Annotated in this window: 16 protein-coding genes; 11 read left to right on the top strand and 5 right to left on the bottom strand. The window is 67.2% G+C overall.

Annotated elements, in window-relative coordinates:
* Positions 1–473 precede the first annotated feature (473 nt).
* From FB459_RS01520 to FB459_RS01500, 5 genes are all read left to right on the top strand, one after another.
* Positions 474–2,198, top strand: a complete 1,725-nt coding sequence (locus FB459_RS01520) for a TM0106 family RecB-like putative nuclease (protein WP_141927223.1) — start codon at positions 474–476, stop codon at positions 2,196–2,198.
* The gene (gene recC / locus FB459_RS01515) at positions 2,195–5,767 is read left to right on the top strand and encodes an exodeoxyribonuclease V subunit gamma (RefSeq protein ID WP_141927222.1); all 3,573 of its coding nucleotides are present in this window, start codon (positions 2,195–2,197) and stop codon (positions 5,765–5,767) included. Before FB459_RS01520 ends, recC begins: the two co-directional genes overlap by 4 nt.
* Complete coding sequence (locus FB459_RS01510) at positions 5,764–9,417, top strand: UvrD-helicase domain-containing protein (RefSeq protein WP_170221641.1); 3,654 nt, start codon at positions 5,764–5,766, stop codon at positions 9,415–9,417. Before recC ends, FB459_RS01510 begins: the two co-directional genes overlap by 4 nt.
* Entirely contained in the window at positions 9,414–11,138 is a 1,725-nt protein-coding gene (gene recD, locus FB459_RS01505; RefSeq protein WP_141927220.1) for an exodeoxyribonuclease V subunit alpha, read from the top strand. The genes FB459_RS01510 and recD overlap by 4 nt, the downstream gene beginning before the upstream one ends.
* 235 nt (positions 11,139–11,373) lie before the next feature.
* Positions 11,374–14,466 (top strand): M6 family metalloprotease domain-containing protein, encoded by a 3,093-nt coding sequence (locus tag FB459_RS01500; protein WP_170221640.1) that lies wholly within the window; start codon positions 11,374–11,376, stop codon positions 14,464–14,466.
* A 191-nt stretch (positions 14,467–14,657) separates the two neighbouring features.
* Here the strand turns inward: FB459_RS01500 and FB459_RS17065 are convergent, their stop codons facing one another.
* On the bottom strand, positions 14,658–14,804 hold the full coding sequence (locus FB459_RS17065; RefSeq protein WP_168990275.1) for a hypothetical protein: 147 nt from the start codon (positions 14,802–14,804) through the stop codon (positions 14,658–14,660).
* 60 nt (positions 14,805–14,864) lie between these two features.
* Here FB459_RS17065 and FB459_RS01495 point away from each other — a divergent pair, with 60 nt between their 5' ends.
* Together FB459_RS01495 and FB459_RS01490 are read left to right on the top strand one after the other, a co-directional pair.
* Positions 14,865–15,476 carry a hypothetical protein gene (locus FB459_RS01495; RefSeq protein ID WP_141927218.1) on the top strand — a complete coding sequence of 204 codons (612 nt, stop codon included), beginning with the start codon at positions 14,865–14,867 and terminating at the stop codon, positions 15,474–15,476.
* 29 nt (positions 15,477–15,505) lie between these two features.
* Entirely contained in the window at positions 15,506–15,733 is a 228-nt protein-coding gene (locus FB459_RS01490) for a rhodanese-like domain-containing protein (RefSeq protein WP_141927217.1), read from the top strand.
* A 3-nt stretch (positions 15,734–15,736) separates the two neighbouring features.
* Here the strand turns inward: FB459_RS01490 and FB459_RS01485 are convergent, their stop codons facing one another.
* Positions 15,737–16,483, bottom strand: a complete 747-nt coding sequence (locus FB459_RS01485) for a GAP family protein (RefSeq protein ID WP_141927216.1) — start codon at positions 16,481–16,483, stop codon at positions 15,737–15,739.
* Between the two features lie 136 nt (positions 16,484–16,619).
* Positions 16,620–17,963, bottom strand: a complete 1,344-nt coding sequence (gene gdhA, locus FB459_RS01480) for an NADP-specific glutamate dehydrogenase (RefSeq protein WP_141927215.1) — start codon at positions 17,961–17,963, stop codon at positions 16,620–16,622.
* A 454-nt stretch (positions 17,964–18,417) separates the two neighbouring features.
* Between gdhA and FB459_RS01475 the strand changes: the two genes are divergently transcribed.
* A complete protein-coding gene (locus FB459_RS01475; RefSeq protein WP_141927214.1) occupies positions 18,418–18,843 on the top strand; it encodes an organic hydroperoxide resistance protein in 426 nt (141 codons plus the stop codon).
* A 235-nt stretch (positions 18,844–19,078) separates the two neighbouring features.
* Positions 19,079–19,975, top strand: coding sequence for an exodeoxyribonuclease III (locus tag FB459_RS01470; protein WP_141927213.1), 897 nt, complete (start codon positions 19,079–19,081; stop codon positions 19,973–19,975).
* A 90-nt stretch (positions 19,976–20,065) separates the two neighbouring features.
* On the opposite strand, the gene FB459_RS01465 is transcribed toward FB459_RS01470, so the two are convergent.
* Complete coding sequence (locus FB459_RS01465; protein WP_246092271.1) at positions 20,066–21,487, bottom strand: DEAD/DEAH box helicase; 1,422 nt, start codon at positions 21,485–21,487, stop codon at positions 20,066–20,068.
* A 285-nt stretch (positions 21,488–21,772) separates the two neighbouring features.
* Here FB459_RS01465 and FB459_RS01460 point away from each other — a divergent pair, with 285 nt between their 5' ends.
* The gene (locus tag FB459_RS01460) at positions 21,773–23,059 is read left to right on the top strand and encodes an integrase catalytic domain-containing protein (protein WP_211345110.1); all 1,287 of its coding nucleotides are present in this window, start codon (positions 21,773–21,775) and stop codon (positions 23,057–23,059) included.
* 90 nt (positions 23,060–23,149) lie between these two features.
* Here FB459_RS01460 and FB459_RS01455 read toward each other — a convergent pair whose 3' ends face one another.
* On the bottom strand, positions 23,150–23,719 hold the full coding sequence (locus tag FB459_RS01455) for a TetR/AcrR family transcriptional regulator (protein ID WP_141927211.1): 570 nt from the start codon (positions 23,717–23,719) through the stop codon (positions 23,150–23,152).
* A 113-nt stretch (positions 23,720–23,832) separates the two neighbouring features.
* Here FB459_RS01455 and FB459_RS01450 point away from each other — a divergent pair, with 113 nt between their 5' ends.
* Complete coding sequence (locus FB459_RS01450) at positions 23,833–25,320, top strand: aldehyde dehydrogenase family protein (protein WP_141927210.1); 1,488 nt, start codon at positions 23,833–23,835, stop codon at positions 25,318–25,320.
* Positions 25,321–25,532 lie beyond the last annotated feature (212 nt).

The raw sequence follows: 25,532 nt of genomic DNA, 5'->3' as shown, positions 1-25,532 counted from the left end.
GCTCCAGGACAAGCTCATCGAAGTGGCGGACTATCAGCGACCGTACGCGTGGGGCGAAAAGCAGTTGCGGGACCGAGGTTGTTCTCAGTGAGGAATGACACAACAGTGTCCACGGCCCCCGGCGCCAGCCGAAGTTCTGGCCGAACCAGTACAAGACCCAAGCGTTGCAGACGATCCAGCCAGGGGGTCCCGAGAATAGAACGCACGGCCTCCGGGCCGCATCGGAAGTACGGGTCAGCGGCGAACAACTGGGCTTTGCCCGGCGATGCGGTGAGCGCTGTGGTGATGTCCGGGGCACCAAACCGTGTGCGCAGATGCGGCGACCGCTGACGGCCGTGTCACGTCATTTCCATCAAAACTTATGATTCCGCGCGGCACGTGCTGCATGCGGACCGACCTCATCCGCCACCCGAACCCCGACCGCCTGTCGGTGCCGTCGCGTAACCTCACGCGAAGACGTGAAAGGGGTACGGGTGACCGACGACAAACCGGCGACGAAGCGCTCGCTCGTGCTCGGCGCGTACCCCGCCATCCAGTGCCCCGTCCGCACGCATTACGACTTCGATCCTTCGATGGTCGGTGCGCCGATCCCGATCTCTCCCGAACTGCAGGACGCCATCGACGCCGGCAACGCGTTCGAGGCCGAGTTGTTCGATCGAATCACGGCTGATGCACCGGAGCGTTTCCACGTCGTCGACCCCGACGCGTACTACCGGGACGCGGTCGACCAGACGCTTGTCGCGATGGAGCGCGGGGTCGAGGTCATCGTGCGCGGTGCACTCCCTGAAGACAGCGAGGGTCACCGGTCCGGGCGCCCAGATCTGCTGATCCGACACGGCAATTCGTGGCCGGCCACCTACCTGCCCGGGGATGTGAAGCTGCACAAGTTCCTGTCGGCGATGAAGTCCAACAGCAGGAACACCTACGCCGTCACGGTCGCGCCGGCGAGCAACCCGCAGCAGCGCTCGACCCTCGCCGAGGCACGTCCGCGCGGCGGCCGGTTGGAGCCCGACGCGCTCCAGCTCGTCCACTACACTCGCATGTTGGAGGCCATCGGCCGCCACCCCGGTCCCGACCACTACGAAGCCTTCCTCGTCTCCGGCGACGACTGGGCGATGTGGGGGCTGAACGAGGTGCACGGCACCTGGATCGCGCTCGACGAACCCGCCTTCACCACATACTCGCGCAGCGAGGGCACCAAGACCCGCAGCGCGCTCGAACGCTACGACCACGAGTTCGGGTTCCGACTCGCCGTCGCGCAGAACGCTGCCGCCGGCAACGACTCGCTCGTCGTCCCGATCTACACCTCCGAGTGCGACAACTGCCCCTGGTACGCGGTCTGCGGGCCGGTGTTCGACGCCGACCCCACCACCTCGTTCACCTCCTGGCGCCCGACCCTGCGCGAGTGGCTCGCCCTGCGCACCCTCGGCGTCCACACCGTCGACCAGCTCGCCGCGCTCGAACTCACCCCCGAATGGCTTGGGAGCTACCAGGCCGAAACCGGTGACCGCACGAAGAACGCCGGCAAGCGCATCGCGCTCACCATCGAGAAGGCGAAGATCGCCGTCGCCGGTCACGCGCTCGCTTTTCGCACCGACGTCGTGCTCCCGCCGAGTGCCGACGTCGAGATCGATCTCGACATGGAGAACGACACCGACAACCGGGTGTTCCTTTGGGGTGCCCGGCTGCGGCGTGGGGACGAGTCGAGTTTCCACATCTTTGTCGAGTGGGACCACCTGAGCGATGAGTCCGAGTTGGCGCTCGCGAACCAGCTCACCGACTGGCTTGCGCAACAACGTGATTCGGCGCTCGCGAACGGCGAGACGATCCGGGTCTTCCACCACGGACCCGTCGAACGACAACGCCTCACCAACATCCAGGGCAAGTCCGCCGTCCAGGACACGGGTATCGAGTTTGTCGACACCTGCGCATGGGCCGAGAAGCACCTCATTTCCGCCGCCGGCCACGGACTCAAACCGCTCGCCGTCGCCCTCGGGTTCGCCTGGCGAGACGACGACCCCGGCGGACGCAACTGTCAGCTGTGGCTGGATGAGTCCCGTGCCACCACCGACCCGCAGCTGCGCCAGATCCTGCGCGACCGCGTCCTGGCCTACAACGAGGACGACACCGCCGCCACCGCCTGGATCCGCGACCACGCGCCCGGCCTGCCGACCCTCGCCTCGCTGGAGACCGAATGACCGGCATCCACGTGCACCGCAGCGACCGGCCGCAGGAACTCGCAGCCGGTCTCGCCACGATGCTCGCCGACAACCCGGCGGACGTCTTCAGTTCCGAGGTCGTCGTCGTGCCCGCGCGCGGTGTGGAGCGCTGGCTCACCCAGCAGCTGTCGCACACGCTGGGATCGGTCGCCGGCGACGACGGTATCTGCGCGGGACTGGAGATCCTCACCCCTTCATCGCTCGTCGGGTTGCTGCGCGACCGCGACCGCGACGATCCGTGGTCGGCCGACCGGCTCGTCTGGCCCACGCTGGACGCCATCGACGAGTTGTGTGGCACGCCCGGGTTCGAGGCCATCACTCGTCACCTCGGTGCCGGCCCGGAGATCGTCGCAGACCCCGCCGCCGAGTGGGACCGCAAGGCACGTCGGGCCCGCCGGTACGTCGTTGCTCGGCGCATCGCCGGGCTCTTTGCTGCGTACCACCGGGATCGTCCGCAGATGCTCGGCGAATGGGAATCCGGTTCGAAAACAGACGGATACGGGTCGTCTTTGGCGGACGATCTGATGTGGCAGCCGCCGCTGTGGCGGCGCGTCGTCGAGCTGACCCTGGACGCGCACGGGCTCGATGAGTCGGTCACCGGACGGCACCAGCGGGTCGTTGCGGGTTTGCGGGACGGTTCGTTGCCGTTGGAGTTGCCGGAGCGGTTGTCGTTCTTCGGGTACACCCGGTTGGCGCGGGCTGAGCGGGAGTTGATCCACGCACTGGGTTCGCAGCGGGAGTTGCACCTGTGGTTGCCGCATCCGTCGCCGGCTTTGTGGGACGCGATCGGGTCCCTGGGTTTCGGCGCGTCCGATTCCTCCCGCTGGTTGAGCCGTACTGATGAGCTTGCGAATCCGTACGCGCCGAAACCGAGGTCCGAGGACGAGACCGCTCTCGTTGCGGAGAACCCGTTGTTGGCGACGCTCGGGCGCGATGTTCGTGAGTTGCAGCAGACGCTCGTGAGCATGGGGCCGGTGGTTCATGAGCCGTTGTCGTCGGGTTCGTCCGCCGGTTCGCGGTTGGCGTCGATGCAGGCGGATGTGCGTGGGAACACGGCTCCGACCTCAGTGCCGCGCGATGTTCCGGTGGTTTCGGCGCGCGGGACTTCCTTCGTCAGTCCCGCGGCTCAACCAGCGGAACACGGTGGGCACGCGCCGTCGCCGCTGGTTGAGCCTGGGCGCGGCGACGAAGGAGCAGCGTCCAGTGCCGAAACCAAGGCACGCTTCACGGACAACTCGTTCCAGGTGCACTCGTGCCACGGCCGCCCCCGCCAGGTCGAAGTACTCCGCGAAGTGCTCACCTGGTTGCTCGCCGAGGGCAAGGGCGACCTGCAACCGCGCGACATCCTGGTCATGTGCCCCGACATCGAGGCCTTCGCACCGCTGCTGCGTGCCACCTTCGGACTCAGCAACGTTTCCTCGATCACCGTGCCCGACCACGACGTCCACCCCGGCCAACGACTGCGCCTGCAACTGGCGGACCGGTCGCCCGGTGCCACCAACCCGCTGTTCGACCTCGCCCGACGCGTGGTCGCGATCGTCGCCGGCCGGATGACCGCGTCCGAGGTGCTCGACCTCGCCGGCCACGAGTCCGTCCGCCGCCGTTTCGGGTTCGACGACGACTCACTCAGCCGCATCGCCGCCTGGGTCGAGGACGCCGACGTCCGTTGGGGATTCGACGAACTGCACCGCCGCGAGTACGGACTGCGCGGCTTCGACGCACACACCTGGACCCCTGCCCTCGACCGCATCGCCCTCGGGGTCGCCATCAGCGCGGACGCCGACGGTCCGGACGCGATCGGTGCCCCGGTCGACGACATCGGCAGCCGCGACATCGAGGTCGCCGGACGCTTCCTCGAGCTCATGGAGCGCATCAAACGTGCCGCCGACGACGTGCGCGGACGCGGCGAACACCTCACCTCCACCGACGGCAACGTGCAGACCGCGCAGTGGATGAACTGGTTGAAGGACATCGTCCACGGTCTCGCGGATGTGCCGCTCGACGACCGCTGGCAGCTGTCGCAGATCGACCGCGAACTCGACACCATCGCCGCCTCGGCCAGCGAGGTTCCGCTGCGGCTCAGCGACATTCGCACGCTCCTCGACCAGCGCTGGGCGGGCCGTCCGACCCGCGCCAACTTCCGCACCGGCGCGATCACCGTCTGCTCGATGGTGCCGATGCGTTCGGTGCCGCACAAGGCCGTCGTCGTGCTCGGCCTCGACGACGGCGTCTACCCGCGCTCACCCGTGGTCGACGGTGACGACGTGCTCGCCCGCCGACCGTTCGTGGGGGAGCGCGACCCGCGCAGCGAGGACCGCCAACTCCTGCTCGACGCCGTCATGGCCGCCGACGACTACTTCGTCGCGATCTACTCCGGCGCCAACGAACACAACGGTGCTCGGCGCCCACCGGCCGTCCCGCTGCAGGAGCTCATCGCGGTCGCCACTCGCACCGGGGGCGGCGACGACTCCTTCGTGCACCTGCACCCGTTGCAGGCGTTCGACGAACGCAACTTCACAGCAGCGTCCCCGCTGCCCGGCGGCACCTTCGACCGATCCGCGCTCGCCGGCGCGAAGGCATTGCGCCGATTCCGTCACGACCAACCGCAACAGGCACCGTTCCTGTCCGGACTTCTCCCGGCTCGCCCTGTCGACGCCGTCACCATCGACGAACTCACCGGGTTCCTGCACAACCCCGCCCGCGACTTCCTGCGCAGCCGCCTGGGCATCTTCGTGCCGCGCGAAGCCGACCCCGTCGACGACGCCGTCCCGATCGCCCTCGACGGCCTGCAGACCTGGGCCATCGGCGAACGCATGCTGCAACAGATGGTGCAGGGCGCGACCCTGGACGAGGTCATGCAGCGCGAGAACCGCCGCTCGAGCTTCCCGCCCGGTGCCCTCGGCGACAAGGCGCGTAAGGATGTCCAGGGTGAACTCGCCACGATCACAAAGCATTTGCACCGGCCGGACGACGTGCCACCGCGCTCGGTCGACGTTCGCCTTGACCTGCCTGGGACGGGCGGTCCAGGCTCGGTGCGGTTCACCGGTGTCGTCGGCGGCGTGCACGGCGACGAACTGCGCGTGCACACCTTCTCCCGCATCGGTCCCAAGCAGCTGATCAGCGGCTGGGTGCGACTGCTCGCGCTGGCCGCCGTCGAACCTGACCGCACCCACCATGCCACCCTGCACGGCAAGCGGGGCAGCGTCCGTCTGAGATCGCCTGGGGCACAAGAAGCTTCGACACTTCTGGCCGATCTCGTCGAACTGCGCGGCAAGGGACTGCAGTACCCGATGACCGTCCCACCCAAGACCGCGCACGCGTTCGTCCGCGGCAACCGCGTCAAGCTGTTGAACGGTGACGACAACCTGCTGCTGCACTTCGCGAGCACCGAATGGGAAGGCGACAAGATCCCCGGCGAGAACACCGACCCGTACTGGGTGAAGATCCTCGGCCGCGGAGCCCCGATCCAACAGATCGAGATGCTCGGTCTGCGGCAGTTCTCCGCCCGCATCTGGTTGCCGGTCCTCACCCACCAGGAGGACGCGTGAGCACCGACACCTTCGAAATCACCGGCCCCCTGCCCGAAGGCACCACACTCATCGAGGCGTCCGCCGGTACCGGCAAGACCTGGACGCTTGCGGCCCTCGCGACCAGGTACGTCGTCGAGCAGGGCATGCCGATCGACAAACTGCTCATCGTCACCTTCAGCCGCGCCGCCAGCCAGGAGCTGCGCGAGCGCGTGCGGGCCCGGCTGGAGGAGACCCTCGCCGAACTCGAATCGTCCGCCCCCACCGAAGACCCGCTCGTCGAGCACCTGCGTGACTGCGCGCCAACGGAATTGGCGCTGCGCGTGCGACGGTTGCGGACGGCGGTCGCCGACTTCGACACCGCCACGATCGCGACCATCCACCAGTTCTGCCACTACGTGCTGCGCGGACTCGGCGTCGCCGGCGACTCCGACCCGGGCGCGACCCTCGCCGAAGACCTCGAACAACTGCAGAGCGACGTCATCGACGACCTCTTCCTCGCCGACCACCTGCGCGCGGTGCCCGACACGCCCGAGTACGCGATCGCCCGCAAGGACGCCCGCCACGCACTCAACAACCCCGGCGCCGAACTGCACCCGACGGACGCGCCCGGCCCGCTCGGCGTGCGCATGGACCTGGTGCGACGGGTGCGGGAGGAGTTCGAGAGGCGGAAGCGGCGCGCGGCCGTGCTCTCCTACGACGACCTGCTCGAACAACTCGCCGAAGCCCTTGAGGACGAGGACGGACCGGCGCGGCGGAGGATGCGCGACCGCTGGTCGGTGGTGCTGGTGGACGAGTTCCAGGACACCGATCCGGTTCAGTGGCAGGTGTTCTCGCGTGCCTTTGCGTGTGAGGGCATCTCGCTGCTGCTCATCGGCGACCCGAAGCAGGCCATCTACGCCTTCCGCGGTGGCGACATCCACACCTATCTGCAGGCCGCCGACACCGCCGACCGGCGCACCTCGCTGCCCACCAACTACCGCAGCGACGAACCCCTCGTCCGTTCGCTGCAGACCCTGATGAACGGGGTCGCGTTGTCCGAGGGCATCGTCGTCCACCCGGTCACCGCGCACCACAAGACGCATCGACTCAGCGGTTCGCCGGACGACACCCCGGTGCGGCTGCGCACCTGGCCGCTCATCGACGGCGAACGCCAGCCGTCCATCGGTGACGTGCGCCGGCAGGTCTACCCCGACGTCGCGGACGACATCGAGCGGCTGCTCGCGTCCGGTGCCGAACTCGACGGACGGCCCGTGCAGCCACAGGACATCGCGGTGCTCTGCCACGTCGGCAGCGACCTCGCCGGGATTCGGGAAGAGTTGCGTCGCAGGGGAATTGCGTCGGTGCTGGTTTCCGGCACGTCCGTGCTGCGGACGCCCGCTGCCGAGGCCTGGCTCGAACTGCTGATGGCGCTCGAACAGCCCCACCGCCGCGACCGGGTCGGTCTCGCAGCACTCACCCCGTTCATCGGCTGGACCGCCGAGCAACTCGACAGCGCCGACGAAACCGAAATCGAAACAGTTGCGGCACAGATCCGTTCGTTGATCACCGCATTCCATCGTGGGGGAGTCGCGGCTGTGTTGGACGTCGCGCGCAGCCAGGGGCTGGCCGAGCGCGTCCTGGGTCAGGTCGGCGGCGAACGAGACCTCACCGACATCGAGCACTGTGCCCAAGTGCTGCACGAGCAGGTGCTGCAGGGCATGACCGGGTTGCCGTCGTTGATCGCGTGGATGATGAAACAGAGCGCGGACGACGCTGTCACGCCTGCGGATTCGAGGACCATGCGCCTCGACTCCGACGCGCTCGCCGTCACGCTCTCGACGATCCACAGCAGCAAGGGACTGCAGTACCCGATCGTGTACGCGCCCTTCCTGTTCAACAACTGGCTGTCCGACAAGGAGCACGCGGTTGTTGTGCACCGCGACGGCCACCGCATCCTGTCCTACGACCGCGCCGACCTCAACGGTTCCGAGCGTCGCGCCGACGACCTCGGCGAACACATGCGCCTGGCGTACGTCGCGATGACCCGTGCCCAGTCTCAGCTGGTGCTGTGGTGGGCGCCGACCTACAACAGCAAGGACGCCGGCCTCCACCGCCTCCTCTTCGGCCAAGCCCCCAACCCCGAAGCCCTCGACCAGTTGCTGCGGTCGCGGACACACGGCAACGCCGCCGAACCACACGCTGGTCGAGTAGGTGCGAGCCCGGACAACGCCGCCGAACCACACGCTGGTCGAGTAGGTGCGAGCCCCCAGGGCGAGCGCCGCGATCGAGACCATGGCGACGATCACGAAGACTCTCCCGACGACCTCACCGGGTCTCGATCGCGCTCGGTCGATAACCCTGCCTCGCTACTCGACCAGCGTGCGGTGATCACGCTGCTCGACCCGATCGACAAGCACTCGATCGCCACGAACCAGCGCTTCCTGCAGACCTGGGCCGACCACGGCGCGTTCAGCCTCGAGGTCATCGGTAGCGGCACGACGCAGCCGGCACCCCCGGTCGAGCCGTCGACCGAACGCCTGACGGCCCGCTGGTTCGATGACTCGATCATCGACCGGGACTGGCGCCGCGCGTCCTACTCCTCGCTTGCTGCAGCGGGTGAGGCGGCTGCCGAAGCCGCGGGCGAACTATCCGAACCCGAGGACGGTGCCGTCGGACGCATCGACGAGGAGGTCATCGTCGTCCCCGGTGGTTTCGGCGCGGGCGACTTCCTTCGTCAGTCGCCCGGCTCAACCAGCGGGAACGCGGGCGACCACACCACACCACTCGGCGACGAGCCGAAACCCGGTGACGGGAACGCGGGCGACCACACCACACCACTCATCGACGTGCCGAAACCCGGTGACGCGAACACCGAACCCTCGCCGATGGCCGACCTTCCCGTCGGGGCGACCTTCGGCTCCCTCGTCCACGCTGTCCTCGAACACGCCGACCTCCAGGCCCGCGACCTGCGCGCGAACCTGCTCGACAACGTCCGCGAACAACTCGTCTTCTGGCCGGTCGACCTCGTCCCCGAGGCACTCGTCGACGCGATGGAGGCGGTCTGCACCACGCCGATGGGTCCCGAACCTGATGCCCCTCGACTGGTCGACATTGCGAAGACCGACCGGTTCTCCGAGATGGACTTCGAGATGCCCCTCGCCGGCGGCGACCGCCCGCACGCGCGTCCGGTGCTGCGCGAGATGGCCGAGGTTCTGCGCACACACCTCTGCGACGACGATCCATTGATCGACTTCGCGGACGCACTGGCCGGCGACGCGTACGGCGACCAGACCCTGCTCGGCTACTTCACCGGATCGGTCGACCTCACCTTCCGGCACGACGGACGGTTCTACATCGTCGACTACAAGACCAACTGGCTCGGCGAACCCGGCGAACCGCTGACCCTCGCCGACTACGAACCCGCCCGCCTGAACGCGGCGATGGGCCACTCCTCCTACCCGCTGCAGGCGATCCTGTATTCGATTGTGCTGCATCGGTATTTGCGATGGCGGCTGCCCGCATACGACCCGGGCGAGCACTTCGGCGGCGTGATGTACCTGTACGTGCGCGGCATGGCCGGCCCCGCCACCCCGGTGGTCGACGGTGGACGCTGCGGCGTCTTCACCTGGCACCCACCGGCGGCCATCCTCGACGACCTGTCGAAGGTGCTTGACGGAGGTGAGCGATGACCGACGCCGCACTCAGTCTCAACGCCCAGGGACGCCTCGCCACACTGAACGAAGCGGGCATCCTCGACGGCAGCGACTGCCTCGTGGCCGCGCGGGTCTGTGCTGCGTTGGGGGAGGAGCCGACCTCGGACGCCGCCCTCGCCTTCGCGTTCGCGGTGCGGGCGGTACGTGACGGTTCGACCGCGCTTGACCTGGCAGACGTCGCCGGCTGGACCGCCGCCGTCGATGTCGACGAGATCGAGCAGGACGCGGAGACCGCACAGGGTCTCGTCGATCTGCCGTCACCTGAGGACTGGCTGCACGCCCTTCAAGCCAGTCCACTTGTGCAGCAACGGATCCTGCGCATCGACCTCGGTCTGGTCTACCTGGATCGATACCTCGCCGACGAGTTGCTCATTGCCTCCGCGCTGACCGACCGCGTGCCCGAACACCTGCCGCCGGTCGACCTGTCCGTCGTCGAGGAGAGCATCGGCAAGGGCGATCTCAACAAGGAGCAGCAAACCGCGGTTCGCTCAGTCGCGACCCGCCCGGTCACCGTGCTGACCGGTGGACCCGGCATGGGCAAGACCCACGCGATCGGCCAGATCCTCACCGCCCTGCTCGCCGCGTCCGAAGGCCAACTGCGCATCGGACTCGCTGCGCCCACCGGCAAGGCCGCCGCCCGCATGAACCAGTCGCTCGGCGCCACGCTCGAGGGTGACAGCGCGATCAAGCCGGCGGTGACGCTGCACCGACTGCTGGGTCCGCTGCCCGGCACGAACCTGCGCTTCCGTCACGGAGCGCACGACCCGCTCCCACACGACGTCGTCGTGGTCGACGAGGCCTCGATGGTCTCGCTAAACCTGATGGCTCGCCTGGTCGAATCGCTCTCACCCACAACGCGATTGCTGCTGGTGGGCGACCCCGACCAGCTCGCGTCCGTCGAAGCAGGGTCCGTGCTGGCGGACGTCGTCGCCGGGCTGGACGCGTCCGGTGCAGTCGTCCGGCTCGTCCATGACTACCGCATGGGCGACGACCGCGCGCGCCTCGCCGCAGCCTTCCGCACCGGTGTCCCGGATCAGGTGGCCGAGGCAATCGACCAGGCGAAGTCAGGCGTGCAATTGATCGAGACCGACACCCCCTCGCTCGAACTCATCCCGCGCGTGGCCCAACACGCCCTGAAGCTGCGCGAACTCGCTGCCGCCGGGGACGCCGACGCAGCCGTCGAACAACTCGGACGTCTACGTCTGCTGTGCGCCCACCGCCACGGACCCTTCGGCGCGAGCCACTGGAACCGCCTGATCGAGATGGAACTCGCCAAGCACGCGCCCGACATCCGCTCTCACCAGATGTACGTCGGCCGCCCGATCCTGATCACCCGCAACGACCACGGGCTCGGCCTCAACAACGGCGACGCCGGTGTCATCGTCCAGACACCCGACGGCACCCGCGCGGTCATCGAGACCGGCCACGGACGCGAGTCGTTCCCGCCGTGGCTGCTGTCGGAGGTCGAGACCATGCACGCGATGACCGTGCACAAGGCACAGGGCAGCCAGGCCGCCGAGATCATTGTTCTCGTCCCGCCGGTCGAGTCGCGGCTGCTGACCAGGGAGATGCTCTACACCGCCGTCACCCGGCCGCAGGAACACCTGACGATGGTCGGCACCCGCGAAGCGATCGCCCTCGCCGTCGACACCCCCGTCCGCCGTACCTCCGGTCTACGTCAACGCCTGTCGAGCTGACCCCGATCCGAGGCGACTCCAAGTGCACGAGGGCACGCCGTATACGGAGTGCCCTCGTGCATTTCGGATCCTCTCGGCAACGTCGCCCCTCGAGTTCGATGATTTGTTTGCACACACGGGCACCGCGCGGGACTCTTACTGCGGGTAGTCGGTGCGGGGAGGAACAAATTTGATGCACACATCATCGAAGCGTCGTTTTGCGACGCTGGTAGTCACAGCGGTCACGGCCTTCGGGATGAGTGCAACGGCGGCGCCTGCGAGCCACGCAGATCCGAGCGAGCGCACGTCCCAGACGGTTGCTGCGCAGAAGCCCGCGTCGAAGGCGCCGCAGAAAAAGACAACGCGCGAGGTGCGCGGTGCGCCCGTCGACACCACGCCGAAGACGGTCACCCAGCCGGACGGCAGCAAGGTCACGATCCAGCGCAACGGCGACCGGCTGCGTAACTGGACCTCGACCATCAAGGGCAACGCCACGGTCGTCAAGGACCGGCAGGGGTACTGGCGGTACGCGTCCGGACTCGACAGCAAGGGCCAGCCCAAGGCCGGCTCGAAGAAGGCGGCCGCGTCCGCAGCGGTGCCGCAGGAGTCGGTCGGGTTGACCCCGACCCAGGACCTGCAGGAGGCGGCAACGGTTCAGCAGCCGCTGGGCTTCACCGGCACACAGCGCACGTTGGTGATCCTGGCTCAGTTCTCCGACCGGTCTTCGCTCGGTACGACTGCAGCACAGTGGAGTTCGAAGTTCTTCGCAGGCACCGGCAGCGTTCGCTCGTTCTACAAGGGCGCCAGCTTCAACAAGCTCGACGTGGCGCCGGCTCAGGAGTCGAGCGGTGCGGCGAACGACGGAGTGGTCGGGTGGGTGACCCTGCCGATGAGCCACCCGGACAGCACCCGCACCAACGCCGGCGACCGGGAGGTCGCTGCAGCGGCGATCACGGCAGCTGACCCCTACATCGACTACGCGTCCTACGACACCAACGGCGACGGCGCGATCCAACCCAACGAACTGCACGTCACTGTGATTGCCGCCGGCTACGAAGGCTCGGTCGGCAACCCCTGTGGAGTGAGCGTCTGGGGTCATCAGTGGTCCGTTCCGGTGAGCATGACGCAGCCCGTCGACGGCACGTACGTCGGTACGAACGGCTACACCGAGTTCGGTGAGATGCACTGCGAGAAGGAGTACCCGGCGCAGTCGCGCATGGCCACCATCGGGATCATGGCGCACGAGTTCGGTCACGACCTCGGCTGGGTCGATCTCTACGACATCAGCCAGAAGAGCGAAGGCCTCGGCATCTGGAGCCTGATGGCGGGCGGCTCGTGGGGCACGAAGCCCGGGGGAATGCCGGGTGACACCCCGACCCTCCCGGACGCGTACAGCAAGTACCTGCAGGGATGGATCGCACCGACTGCAGTCAACTCACTGGCCAATGTTTCTGTGCCACAGGCGAGTACGAACCCGAGCGCGTTCCGGTTGCTCGCGGATCCGGACGGTCCCGGCGTCGGCTCGAAGGGTGAGTACTTCCTCGTCGAGAACCGGCAGCAGTCCGGTCTCGACGGCGGCCTGCCCGGCTGTGGCTTGCTGGTCTACCACGTGAAGGAGGCCTACCAGGACAACGTCCGAACCCCGTACGGCCAACTCATCGACATCGAGGAGGCGGACGGCGACGAGGACTACTTCTCCTCACCCGGCGATCCCTTCCACGGTCTCGCGGGCCGGACGAGCTTCAACGCAACCTCGGTGCCGAACTCCAAGGCCTACAACGGCCAGGACGCAGGAGTGCGGGTCACGACGACCAGCGGCTGCTCGGCGTCCATGCCGGCCACGATGGCCGCGACCGGCACGGTCTCGATCACCCCGCCCGCGAACGACACTTTCGCGGCGGCGAAGGCACTCTCGCCGGCAACCGCGGGCATCTGGAAACAGGGCACGGTGGACGCGTCCATCCAGGCCGGTGAGCCTCGCCACGCGGACGCCGTCGGCGGAAATTCGGTGTGGTTCAACTGGACTGCCCCGTCGGCCGGCAAGCTGACCGTTGCCACGGCCAACACGACGTTCGACTCGACGCTGGCCGTCTACACGGGAGGTGCGGTGAACGCGCTGACCCGGATTGCTGCGAACGACGACGTGGACGCGGCCAACGGTGTGCTCACCAGCAAGCTCAGCAACGTCCCGGTGACCGCTGGCACGACCTACCGGATCGCCGTGGACTCCTGGTACGGCGCGCCGGGTTCTTTGGATCTGCAATGGAGCTTCACGCCGGCGGCGACGTCGTCGTTCGTGTCGTTGGCTCCGTCGCGGATCCTGGACACGCGGTACGGCACGGGCGCACCGAAGGCGGTTGTGCCGGCAAACGGGAAGGTCGATCTGCAGGTGACCGGTCGGGGTGGTGTGCCGGCGAATGCGTCGTCGGTGGTGTTGAACGTGACTGCTGTCAGTCCGAAGGCGAACGGGTGGGTGACGGTGTGGCCTGCCGGTGCGACCAAGCCGACCGCGTCGAACCTCAATTTTGTTACCGGACAGACCGTTCCGAACCTCGTCATCGCCAAGGTCGGCAACGGTGGCAAGGTGTCGCTCTCGACCTTGGCGGGCACCCACCTGCTGGCGGACGTGGCCGGGTATTACCCGACGGGCAGTGCGTACACAGGTGTGAATCCGACGCGGGTGATGGACACCAGGTATGGCACGGGCGCGCCGAAGGTTCGGATTCCAGCCGGTGGGTCGGTGACCATCGCGGTCGGCGGCACCCATGGTGTGTCGGCGACGGCGTCGGCGGCGATGTTGAATATCACGTCGGTGAACCCGTCTGCTGCCGGGACGGTGACTGCGTTCCCGGCGGGTGTGGCGACCCCGGCGGCGACGTCGATCAGTTTCCGCAAGGGGCAGACCATCGCCGGTCTGGGCATCGTGAAGCTGGGGACGGGTGGAAAGGTAACGTTGCGGTCGACCGCGAGTACCGATCTGGTGGTCGATCTGAACGGTTGGGTGCCGGCGGGTGCGGACACGGTTGCGTTCACGCCGACGAGGTTGCTCGGTTCCCGGGCCACCGCCGCCGGCACCGCGTTCCAGGTGAAGGTCGCCGGCGTTGCCGGTGTCCCGTCGAACGCGAAGGCGGTTCAGGTGACGGTGACGTCGGTGAACCCGTCGCAGGCCGGTTACTTGACTGTGTGGCCGACCGGGGTTGCTCGTCCGACGGTTTCGAACCTGAACTACGTCCCGGGTGGGTCGATCTCGAACTCGGCGATCGTGAAGGTCGGTACCGGCGGGACGATCACCGTGTTCGCGTCCGGCAAGACTCCGGTCACGATCGACACGTCGGCGTACTTCAAGTGACCTGCCCGACAGTCCGGTATCACCGCCTTGGTGCAGGTCGGCGGCGACTCCCAGGATGCCCTCTTCGAGCAGGCCGCGAAGCCGTTGCTGGAGAAGCTGCGCGCCCGGTGACCCAAGCCTTGAAACTCGCGTGACGTGTGGTCGTCTTCAACCCTTGAAACGAACACACGTCATGCGGATTCGGGCGTGGATCAGTCGTCGGACTTCTTCTCCTTCGAGACCCCGCCGCTCGCGACGTCATTGGTGTCGCCGCCGTCGTCCTGCTGCGCTCCCGGCCCACCGTCCTGCTGGTCGACCTCGGCCTTGTGCTCTTCCGGCTTCCCGTTCTGTTCGCTCATGCTTCGACGCTACGCGCCACCGCCCGCCCGGTGGCGACCTGCGAGGAGGAAGATGTCGGCATGCCCCGTTCCACGAAGATCATCGACCGCTTCGAGGGGCGCATCCTCGGCGCCGGATCGACCAGCGGCGTCCGGGTGGTGGTCGGCGATTGGTCGCACTCGCCGCTCGGTGCGTTCACCGATGTCATGGTGGCGGACGCGTCCGGTCGCCGCTTCCTGCTCGCACCGAATGAAGCCGTCGCTCAGTATGTTTCGCAGACCTACAACTTCGACGAGACCGTGCTGTGTGATGTCCACTTGACGCAGGGCTGGACGGTCGACGCCGGCCCGCTCCGGGCGTCCTTCGGCCTGGGAAAGCGCACCCCGACAGGCTGGCTTCTGCACGCCGTGCCGCAACGGATTGCCAGCAGCAGGCCGCTTGCTGTTCTCGCCGACCCGGTCGCCCGCATCGTCCACCCCGGCGTGCGCACCGTCGGTACCGCCGGCAACGGACGCCGGGAGTATTACGGGGCGCTGGACCAGCACGCAGTGACTCGCCTCACGGGCACCTGGCACGAAGAGGCGCTGGGAGCGCTCACTCGGGTCACGCCCAACCCGGCCTTCGGTTTCAGCTCCACGCCCCAACTCCCTGCCGTGACGCGGGTCGTGACCACGATCGTCCGCGAACGCTGATCCCGGGAGCGGTCGTCATCGACCGGTCGGTGTTGGAGTGGCGCCTCGACCCGACCAGCGGTTACTCGATGTCGGACGGACCGACCAAGGACGACGTCGTGGTGGTGGTGTGCAATGAGGGCTACTCGTCCTCGCTTGCCGCCAGCGACCTGAAACGACTCGGATTCCGTTGGGCTGCAGACCTGGTCGGCGGCTTCCGTGGCTACGTCGAGGCCGGCCTGCCGATCGACGAAGAACCCACCCGCGTCGTCGAGTAGTCCTCAGCCGATCAGATCCCATGCGAACCGCCAGTTGTTGCTGATCAGCCAGAGTCCGAGCAGCGCGAACACCCACGCCAACGTTTCTTTGGAGTTGTTGCGCAGCCAGCGATCCACGCGCTCCAACGTCGGTTGGATGCGCTCGTGCATCGAGAGTCGGAGCGCGAGCAGCAACAACGCCGGCGCGACCATCACCACGCAGTAGGACGCCAGTACCCCCACCGCGCCGAGCGTCGGCAGATCGGCGGCGACCATCAGTCCGATCGCGGCCAGATAGGGCAGCATGCTTGCGGCCTCGATCAGCGCGGCCACGGTCGCGAAGGCCATGACGGACGCGGGGGACGCCGAACCGTCCGCGGTCGACGTCCGCCACCGTTCGATGCGTCCGGGTCCACGGGCCTGCCGACGGGCGGCTTCCCTGGCCCGCTTGCGCTTCTTGCCTGCCTCGGTCCACGGCTCGATGGTGAGTCCGAGCAGCAGCAACACCGCGCCCGCCACGAGAGCGACCCAGCGAGCGGGTTCGGATGTCGACAGCGAGGCGAACGCGTCGCGCAATGACTGTGCCCCGAAGTACAGGCCGAGACCAAGTACGAAGTAGAACACCGTAATGGTGCTCAGGTACAACAAGATTCGGCCCAGTCGCGGCTTCGAAGGGTGGGTCATCACCCACACCGGGATCGCGAGTGTGCCGAAGCTGGTGCTGTCGATCAGCGCGAGCACCACCAGTGGGGCGAGCAGTCCGAGTTCCATGGTGCCAGCTTCGCCGAGACAGTTCGTGCCGTCATCGGCCGACCGAACCCCTACCTAAGTCGTACCCGCCCCTCTACGCCCGTAGTCAAGGAAAACGGCCGCTACGACGACCGCTCTCCCCAACTTTTTGGGCGGTTCAGATGACGCCGAGCGCCACCATCGCGTCGGCGACCTTCATGTAACCGGCCAGGTTCGCACCGGCGACGTAGTTGCCCTCGAGCCCGAACTCGTCCGCGGTCGTGACGCAGCGGGTGTGGATGTCGCGCATGATCTGCTCCAGGCGCGCCTCGGTGTCCTCGAAGCTCCACGAGTCACGGCTGGCGTTCTGCTGCATCTCCAACGCGCTGGTCGCGACACCGCCGGCGTTGGACGCCTTGCCCGGGCCGAACAGCACGGACGACTCCTGGAAAACCTTGACCGCGCCCGGGGTGCAGGGCATGTTCGCGCCTTCGGCCACTGCCTGAACCCCGTTGCTCACCAACGACTTCGCGTGCTCTTCGTTCAGCTCGTTCTGGGTGGCGCAGGGGAGCGCGACGTCACACTTCACATCCCAGATCGAACCCTCGGTCGAGTGCGCGGCCGAGTCGGACGAGTACGCCGACAGGCGCTCACGGCGCACCTCCTTGAGGTCCTTCAGCTGGCCCAGGTCGAGACCGTTCTCGTCGACCAGGTAGCCGTTGGAGTCGGAGCAGGCGATGACCGTGCCGCCCAGCTGCTGCACCTTCTCGATCGCGTACAGCGCCACGTTGCCCGAGCCGGAGACCACGACGCGCTTGCCGTCGAAGCTCTCGCCACGCGTCCCCAGCATTTCCTGGGTGAAGAAGACCGTGCCGTAACCGGTCGCCTCGGTACGCACCCGTGACCCGCCCCACGACAGGCCCTTGCCGGTGAGGACGCCGGATTCGTACCGGTTGGTGATCCGCTTGTACTGCCCGAACAAATAGCCGAGCTCGCGTCCGCCGACGCCGATGTCACCGGCCGGGACGTCGGTGTATTCGCCGATGTGCCGGTAGAGCTCGGTCATGAACGACTGACAGAAGCGCATGATCTCGCCGTCCGAACGACCCTTGGGGTCGAAGTCGGAGCCGCCCTTGCCGCCGCCGATCGGCATGCCGGTCAGGGAGTTCTTGAAGATCTGCTCGAACCCCAGGAACTTGATGATCGACAGGTTCACGCTCGGGTGGAAACGCAGGCCGCCCTTGTACGGGCCGAGCGCGGAGTTGAACTCGACGCGGAAGCCGCGGTTGATCTCCACTTCACCGGAGTCGGTGACCCACGGGACGCGGAAGATGATCTGTCGTTCCGGTTCGCAGACGCGCTTGAGGATCGACCACTGCGCGTACTCCGGCCGCTTGCCGGCGATCGGGCCGAGGCTGTGCATCACCTCGTACACCGCCTGATGGAACTCCGTCTCGCCGGGATTGCGGGCGACGACGGCGTCGAAGTGCTCCTGCATGTTCGGGTGAAGTCCGGCGCTCATGCGTACAAGTGTGCCAAGTCGCCGGCAACCGTGCCGCGGCGTCCCAGCAGACGCCCCTGGGCTGCGCGAGGACCGGCGGATCGTACGGGCGCTCGCGTACCTGTTGATCAGCGCCGAACCTACTGAGCACACCAGTGGGCTGGGCGAGACGTAGTGGGTTCGCCTGGATCACGGGCTCCGGGCCTGGTCGGGCGTTCCACTTGGCACCGGCATCGCTCGAACCGGTGGTCAAGTTGTTCTCGTTCCCGCCCGTGCCACTGGACCCCCTTTGAGAATGCCTGTGCAGCAACAGTTTCTGAGGTTCCTCGGTGAGTGAACCTGCCCTCTGACTGCGACTTTGTAGCAGCGGTTGCGCCGGGGCCATGGGTAGAATTCCCCGGGCTGACTCGCCGCCCGCGCGCGTCGGCGGCTAGCGTCGGTGATGACCTGTACAGCAGCTGAGAGGACGTTCATCATGGAAACGCTCTACACCGCCGAGGCACTCGCAACCGGTGACGGCCGCAACGGCCACACCAAGACCGTCGACGGGTACGTCGACCTCGACCTCAAGGTGCCCGAGGGCATGGGCGGCCCCGGTGGCGGCGCCAACCCCGAGGACCTCTTCGCCGCCGGCTACGCCGCGTGCTTCCATGGCGCCCTGAAGAAGGCCGCGACGCTCAGCGACGACAAGCCCGACCTCACCGGCTCGACCGTCGGCGCGAAGGTCAGCATCGGCAAGGTGGACGGCGGCTTCGGGCTCGCCGTCGTGCTCGAGGTCGTCATCCCGAATATGGAGAAGGACGCCGCCCAGGCGCTCGCCGACAAGGCGCACCAGATCTGCCCGTACTCCAACGCGACCCGCGGCAACATTCCCGTCGAGGTCACCGTCTCCGACGACTGATCGAACCCCTCACGCCGTCACCGCTGGTTGAGCCGCACGGATGAGGAACGATTCCGTGCGCGTCTCAACCAAGATGGCGGACAACGAGAACCCAGCCCGACGCGGCTGGGTTCTCGTGTTTCCGCGCCTTGGTTTCGGCACGGGCCGCTGCTCCTTCGTCGCTGCGTCCGGGCTCAAACAGCGGGCATCCGGTCGGGTTCTTGCGTCTCCGAACGGACTCGTAGGCTGATCGACCGTGCGTATCGCCAGTTACAACGTCAACGGAATCCGAGCTGCCCAACGCCGCGGCTTCGAGCAATGGCTCGCCACGAGAAACCCGGATGTAGTTGCGCTGCAAGAGGTTCGGGCCCAGCACGCGGACATCCCGGACGGTGTCTACGGCGACTATCACGTCGCGTACGAAGAGGGCGGGATCAAGGGACGCAACGGCGTCGCCGTCCTCACCCGGCACGCGCCGTCCGCCGTCCGCACCTGGAGCGGCGACGTCCGACTGAACGGCGAGCTCGTGCCGACCGAGCCGATGACGCTGGCCCGTGGCATGCGCGAGTTCGCGCACGAGGGGCGCTACGTCGAAGTCGACCTTGCGGACGCACCGCTGACCGTCGCCTCGCTGTACCTGCCCAAGGGCGGACTGCCCGTCCACCTGCAGAGGCCCGGCCGGATGCGCGAAGCACCGGACGGCGGCGTGAAGTACGAACGCAAGATGCGCTTCCTCGACTCCTTCGCCCGGCAGCTGTCCCGTTCCCGCAGAACGGCATCGGCGAACGGACGCGAGTTCCTGCTCATGGGTGACCTCAATATCGGGCACACCCGGTACGACCTGACCAACTGGCGCACCAGCAAGAACTCCGAGGGCTTCCTGCCCGAGGAGCGCGAGTGGATCGGGGCGCAGATGTCGCCGCGCACCCTCGTGGACGTCGTCCGCACACTCCACCCCGAGACCGACGGTCCGTACTCCTGGTGGTCGTGGATGGGGCAGGCCTTCGACAAGAACGTCGGCTGGCGCATCGACTACCACCTGGCCACACCGAAACTGGCGCGCACGGCGTCCGCTGCGTGGGTGGATCGCGAGCCCTCCCGCGACGTGCGGATCAGCGATCACGCACCGGTCGTCGTGGACTACGACTTCTGAGCCTCGCGACAACGGGTCGCAATAACGGCCGGTTTCCTTTACTACGCCCGTAGTCAAGGAAACCGGCCGCTATGACGACCGCTTACGGTGTCAGCGCGAGGTGGCCGGGCTGCTTGCCCGACGCGGTCCGCGGTTACGTCGCGGCGCCGCACCTGCCCGCTCGCCGGTGGGCTTCGGCGAACGCTGAGACGAACCGTGCGACGAACCAGCAGATGAACCCTGCGAGGTGCCACGACCCTGGCCCGAACGACCCGCACCCTGGCCGCGTCCCGAGCCGGAGCCCTGACCGCGTCCGGAACCCTGGCCGCGTCCGCCGCGCGAACCCTGCTTCTGCGGGGCCGGTGCGACCTGAACCTGCTCGGACAGAGCGACGAACGAGCGCTCGCCCGGAGCCAGTTCGGTCAGCAGCGGGTGGGCCGGGTCGACCTTGGTTGTCGTCGGCTTGATGCCGGCCGCGCGGGTCAGATCTCGGACGTCCTTCTGCTGCTCGTCGAGCATCAGCGTCACAACGGTGCCGGCGGCGCCCGCACGAGCGGTGCGTCCCGAACGGTGCAGGTACGCCTTGTGCTCGGCCGGCGGGTCGGCGTGGATCACCAAGGAGACGTCGTCGACGTGAATGCCACGCGCGGCGATGTCGGTGGCGACCAGCGTCCGGACGGTGCCGCTGTGGAACGCGTCCATGTTGCGGACGCGGGCGTTCTGGCTGAGGTTGCCGTGCAGGTCGACTGCCGGAACTCCTTGTGCCGCAAGCTGCTTGGCCAACTTCTTGGCTCCGTGCTTGGTGCGGGTGAAGACGACGGTGCGGCCGGGGGCAGCAGCGAGGTCGACGAGCACCGGCAGGCGGTGGTCCTTGTGCAGGTGCAGGACGTGGTGGTCCATCGCGCTGACCGGCGACTGTGCGCTGTCGGCGTGGTGGGTGACCGGGTTGGTGAGGTAGCTCTTGACGAGCACGTCGACACCGCGGTCGAGGGTCGCGGAGAACAGCAGACGCTGTCCGTCGCGCGGGGTCTTGTTCAGGATGCGCTTCACGCCGGGCAGGAAGCCCAGGTCGGCCATGTGGTCGGCCTCGTCGAGGATGGTGATCTCGACCGCGCTCAGGTCGCAAAGTCCCTGGGAGACAAGGTCTTCCAGGCGGCCCGGGCAGGCGACGACGATGTCGACGCCCTTCGCGAGCGCAGCTGCCTGCGGGTTCTGACCCACGCCACCGAAGACGGTCTGGCTGCGTAGCCCGACCATGTCGGCGAGCGGCTTCAACGAAGCGTTGATCTGGTTCACCAGTTCACGCGTCGGCGCCAGGATCAGCGCACGCGGACGCTTGGGCTGACGGCGGCTGCTGGACGCCTGCAGTCGGGCGACCAGCGGCAGCAGGAACGCGTACGTCTTGCCGGAGCCGGTGCGGCCACGGCCAAGGACGTCACGACCCGCGAGCGAATCCGGCAGGGTCGCCGCCTGGATCGGGGTCGGGGTGGTGATTCCCTGCTCCGCGAGGACGCGGACCAAGGAAGCGGGCACACCAAAAGGCGCAAAAGTATTGTCGGACAAAGAAACTCCGTAAGAAAGGCGGTGTCTCGCCGGGCTCGCCCCGCGCTCGGTTTCGGCTGCGGTAGCGGCATAAGTGAAGGCATCTAGCGCTTCTCGAACACCTGCGGCCCGAGGCAAGACTGTGCGGACCGCTGGCTCCACCCTACGGGCAGACGCTCGAATCACCTATTCGACGCGTTGACTCACGCTAAATGCCCGCGTGGGTGGAGTCATTGACTCATCCCAGAATGCCCGCGTGGGGTGCAGCCTCGATGGATGGAGCTCACGGTGGGTCAGCGCAAGGCGGTCCTGGTCTCGCAGGTGAAGGCGTGGCCGAAGGCGACGAAGGCGGAGAAGACAGCGATCCTGGACCATCTGGTCGCGGTCAACGGGTGGCACAGGGACCACGCCCGCAAGATGCTCCGCCGCGCGGTCGCCGGTCATGACCCGAATCGTCCCCGAGCACAGCGTGATCCGGTCTACCGCTACGACCCTGCCGTGATCGATGCCCTGGTGACCTGCTGGGTGGTCCTGGACGGCCCCACCGGGAAGCGACTGCACCCTGCGCTGCCCGACCTGACCACCGCGCTGATCGCCCACGGCGAACTGCACTGCACCCCTGACACGTTGGCCGCGCTGCTACGAATGTCACCCGCCACGATCGACCGCCGCCTCAAACCACACCGCACCGGCCTGATCGCGACCAAGGGCCGGTCGATGACCAAACCCGGCAGCCTCCTCAAGGCCAGCATCCCGATGAAGACCTGGCACGAATGGAACGAAACCGTCCCCGGCTTCCTCCAGATCGACCTGGTCGCACACGAAGGCGGCGACAACAACGGAGCCTTCCACTACACCCTGGACGCCACCGACATCGCGACCGGTTGGACCGAAGCGATCAGTGTCCGCTCCAAAGGCGAACGAATCGTCGCCGCCGGCCTGACCGACCTGATCCTGCGATTCCCGTTCGGCATCAACGGAATCCACTCCGACAACGGGGGCGAGTTCATCAACCACCACCTCGCGAAGTGGTGCGACGCGCGACGTATCACCCTGACCCGCGGCCGGGCCCACCACAGCAACGACCAGGCCTACGTCGAGCAGAAGAACTGGTCCAGCGTCCGCCGCGCGGTCGGTTACTACCGGTACGACACCCGCCACGAGCTCGACCTGCTCAACCAACTGTGGCCCCTGCAAGCAGCACTCGACAACCTCTACCTGCCCCAACAAAAGCTGCGCAGCAAGTCTCGCAACGGCGCCAAGGTCACCAAAACCTACGACACCGCCGCGACCCCGCTGCACCGCCTGACCCGGGACCACCCGCAGTACCTCACCGATCAAGACGCCGCTGACCTGAGCACACGAGCCACCCAGATCAACCCCGCCGAACTACGCCGTCAGATCCACGCGATCCAAGCCAGTCTCATCGAACTCGCCCGCCGCAGAGGCAAAGTCGAACAACGACCCAAGCGCAACGCGACCTACCTCAGCCGCAAGAAAATCCACCCCACCAAGCGGGCAAATTCAGATGAGTCAACGACTCACTCCACGCGGGCATCTTGACGTGAGTCAACATGTTCGAAGACATCCGACTGGTCTCGTCGCGGTACCCCGCTGACGCTCCGCATCTGACCGACCAGCGTGATTCCTGCGTCAGGCGGCGTACCTGGAGACGAGGGCTCGCGCTGTCGCTTCACCTTCGTCGATGGCCTGCTCGTATGGTTCGCGCAGCATGGTGGCCATCGTTCCGGTGTAGGCGATGAACAGTTGCGAGGCAAGGGAATTCGCGTTCTTACCGGCGACCGGCACGGAGTAATCGTGCAGTCGCATACGCAGCAGGTGAGTCTCGTCGGCCAGCACTGCGGCGAGTTGCTCGCTCGGCGAGGGATGTGCGGCCGCGGTGCCGCTGAAGGCGCACCAGCGCTCGGCCAGGTGGTGGGCCTGATAGGTGCGCAGCGCCGGCCAGAGTGCGAGCAGTCGGTCGACGTCGGACTCGGCGGACGCGATCGCTTCGTCCCAGACTTGCGTCCAGATCGTCAGGCGACGACGCAGGGCGGAGGCGATCAAGCCCTCCTTGTTGCCGAAGTGCGAGTACAGGCTCGGCGGGGACGCTCGCGCGTGCTTGAGGATCACGTCCACCGGCGTCGAGACCGAGCCGTTCTCGAACAGCACGGCATCGGCGGCGTCCAGCAGCCGTTCGCGCACGGGTCGTTCCGATTTCACATTCTTACTATAACGTGCGTTATGTTGTAACGAGCGTTATCGAGCTGCCTGGCATCCCAGAGACGCCGGACGTGCTCACGCGGACTGTGAAGCGATCGTCTTGGAGGAGAACTGTGCCCAGCTTGTTCATCGATGGTGAGTGGGTCGACGCCGCATCTGGCGCAACCCGTGAGATCACCTGTCCTGCAGACGGATCCGCGGTGATCACCGTCGCCGAGGCCGGCCAGGACGACGCCCGCCGCGCCGTCGAAGCGGCTCGGCGGGCGTTCGACGAGGGTCCCTGGCGTGACACTCCCTCGCCCGAGCGGGCTGCTCTGCTGCACCGCTTGGCCGACCGGCTGGCGGCGGAGAAAGACGAGGTCGCCCGCCTCGAATCCCTCGACACGGGTAAGCGGTTCGTCGAGTCGCAGATCGACGTCGACGACATCGTCAACGTCTTCCGGCACTTCGCCTCGCTCGCTCAGGGTGAAGCCGGACGCATCGTCGATACCGGCATGCCGGACGTCTCCAGCCGGGTCGTCACCGAACCCGTCGGCGTCTGCGTGCTGATCACCCCGTGGAACTACCCGCTGCTGCAGACCGCGTGGAAGGTCGCCCCGGCGCTCGCAGCCGGAAACACCTTCGTGCTCAAGCCCGCCGAACTCACCCCGCAGACCGCCATGTGGCTGGTGCGTACCCTCGACGAACTCGGCCTGCCCAAGGGCGTTGCCAATTTGATCCTCGGTGCCGGAAAGGACGTGGGTCCGACGCTGACCGAGGCGCCCGAGGTCGACCTGGTCTCCTTCACCGGTGGTGTCGTGACCGGCCGCTCGATCATGGCGTCCGCCGCACCGACCGTGAAGCGCGTCGCGCTCGAGCTGGGCGGCAAGAACCCCAACGTGATCTTCGCGGACGCCGACCTGCCGGCCGCGATCGACAACGCGCTCACCGCGATCTTCCTCGACTCCGGCCAGGTCTGTTCTGCCGGTGCACGGCTCATCGTCGAGGAGTCGATCCATGACGAGGTCGTCGATGAACTCGTCCGTCGTGCCGAGAAGATCCGCCTCGGTGGTCCGTTCGACGACAGGGCCGAGGCAGGACCGCTGATCAGCGAGGACCACTTGGCGAAGGTCGCCACGTACGTGGATGATGCCGTCGCCGAGGGTGCCGTGCTGCGGACCGGCGGAAAGCGTTGCGACGAAGGCGAACTCGCGAAGGGTTCGTACTATCCGCCGACGATCCTCGACGGTTGCGACACCTCGATGAAGTGCGTGCAGGAGGAGTCGTTCGGGCCGGTGCTGACCGTAGAGACTTTTCCCGGCGCGGACGCGGACGCTGCCGAGGATGCTGCGGTGAAGCTCGCCAACGACACCATCTACGGACTCGCCGGAGCAGTGTGGAGCCAGAACGCAGGCCGCGCCGAGCGCGTCGCCAAGCGGCTGCGCCACGGCACCATCTGGATCAACGACTACCACCCGTACGTGCCGCAGGCCGAATGGGGCGGGATGAAACAGTCCGGTATCGGCCGCGAACTGGGTCACGCCGGGTTGCACGAGTACCAGGAGACCAAGCACATCTGGCACAACACTCGGCCCGCCCCGGCGGGATGGTTCGGCAACTGACTCTCGCCTTTTCGCTGGTTGAGCCCTACGGATGAGCTTGCGAATCCGAAGGTGCCGAAACCTCGTGCGTGGACGGAGCACTTCATCCGAGGCGCTTCGTAAATGCGAGAGGTTTCGGCGCGCGGGACTTCGTTCCTCAGTCCCGCGGCTCAACCAGCGGAAAAGGGTGTGGCTCGACCAGCGGAGACGTGCGGCTCGACCAGCGGGTCGCC

Source organism: Yimella lutea (assembly GCF_006715095.1).
Lineage (GTDB): Bacteria > Actinomycetota > Actinomycetes > Actinomycetales > Dermatophilaceae > Yimella > Yimella lutea.
The sequence above is the reverse complement of the archived record's forward strand: the minus strand, read 5'-3'. Positions and strand labels throughout refer to the sequence as shown.

Bases quoted from the DNA above. Each gene is read 5' to 3' on its own strand.
- FB459_RS01500 (WP_170221640.1), top strand. From the start codon at position 11,374: ATGAGTGCAACGGCGGCGCCTGCGAGCCACGCAGATCCGAGCGAGCGC.
- recD (WP_141927220.1), top strand. From the start codon at position 9,414: ATGACCGACGCCGCACTCAGTCTCAACGCCCAGGGACGCCTCGCCACA.
- recC (WP_141927222.1), top strand. From the start codon at position 2,195: ATGACCGGCATCCACGTGCACCGCAGCGACCGGCCGCAGGAACTCGCA.
- FB459_RS01485 (WP_141927216.1), bottom strand. From the start codon at position 16,483: ATGGAACTCGGACTGCTCGCCCCACTGGTGGTGCTCGCGCTGATCGAC.
- FB459_RS17065 (WP_168990275.1), bottom strand. From the start codon at position 14,804: ATGAGCGAACAGAACGGGAAGCCGGAAGAGCACAAGGCCGAGGTCGAC.
- FB459_RS01475 (WP_141927214.1), top strand. From the start codon at position 18,418: ATGGAAACGCTCTACACCGCCGAGGCACTCGCAACCGGTGACGGCCGC.
- FB459_RS01460 (WP_211345110.1), top strand. From the start codon at position 21,773: ATGGAGCTCACGGTGGGTCAGCGCAAGGCGGTCCTGGTCTCGCAGGTG.
- FB459_RS01495 (WP_141927218.1), top strand. From the start codon at position 14,865: ATGCCCCGTTCCACGAAGATCATCGACCGCTTCGAGGGGCGCATCCTC.
- gdhA (WP_141927215.1), bottom strand. From the start codon at position 17,963: ATGAGCGCCGGACTTCACCCGAACATGCAGGAGCACTTCGACGCCGTC.